Raw genomic sequence first — 1,054 nt, 5'->3', positions numbered from 1 at the left:
GTGAACCGTACCATAAATAGGTGTGGTTCTTATTTTTCGACATTGGTTTTGATATTTATTGCGGTGAAAAAAAAAAATAATCATTTTAAATTAGATGTTTTTAAAATATAACAAAATGGTCGACTTTGAATGGGGCTTATCCTATACCTTCTTCATTTCCCTGCATAAACTAAAGATAAGAAAAAATTTGAAGTAGCATTTTCAGTACAAACCTCGAATCTATCAGAGGACATGATGGGTACTCAAAAGTAATTGAATAGTAACTATTTTGAGTCTGAAATTTATTTTTAAAATTTAATGGTTTTATAGGAATGTATTTATTAATTGCCTCATTAGTGCGGTGAAGAGTGGTACCACAAAATAGCTGCGGTTTTTATATTAATTCTTTATAAGCTTGTATTGGATAATTAAATCAATTATTGTTGGAAAATTTTGTTTGCTAGAAAGAGAAAGGAGACTTATCATGTCATATAATAAATGGTATATATATGAAGCCTTGCTAGAGGAGTCAGGTCTAAAGGAACTTATTCCGGAAACGTATAAATTTACAAAAGATAACCTTTTTAAAATGTTAGAGATACACAATGAAATTATTATTAAACCTATTTATGGATTAGGAGGTAAGGGAGTTAGAAAAGTAATAAAAATGGATAATGGAGCATTTAAAATTCATCACGAGAACGTGAAAAGTATCATAGAAGATAAAAATTCGCTTTATGACCATTTAAAAGATATAGAGGCAAAACGAAAAAAAACCTTTATTATTCAAAAATGTATTTCTTTAGCGAAAATTAATGGGAGGCCCATTGACTTTAGATATATTGTACAACGAAAAAAAGGAACAACTGATTGGATGGTTACAGGAAAATATGCAAAGGTTGCTCGTGAAGACTATATTGTGACAAACTTTAAAAGTGGAGGAGATACTTTATCTATTAACGAAGCTTTTAAAAAATCTAGTATCAAAGATGTTAACATGATGGAGACGTTACAAGTATTAGATCAGGTTTCAATATTGGCAACAGCATGTATATCAAAACATTTTAAGAACCAA

The 1,054-nt window shown here is 29.2% G+C and carries 1 protein-coding gene; it reads left to right on the top strand.

Annotation, left to right across the window (positions count from 1 at the left end; translation table 11 throughout):
- Positions 1–463 precede the first annotated feature (463 nt).
- Positions 464–1,054: YheC/YheD family protein (locus V7137_RS29725; RefSeq protein WP_335701398.1), on the top strand; the 591-nt coding region annotated here is incomplete at its 3' end.

The sequence above is a fragment of the Neobacillus drentensis genome, from assembly GCF_036962765.1.
Classification (GTDB): domain Bacteria; phylum Bacillota; class Bacilli; order Bacillales; family Cytobacillaceae; genus Neobacillus; species Neobacillus drentensis_C.
This window is presented reverse-complemented; position numbering and strand designations above follow the sequence as displayed.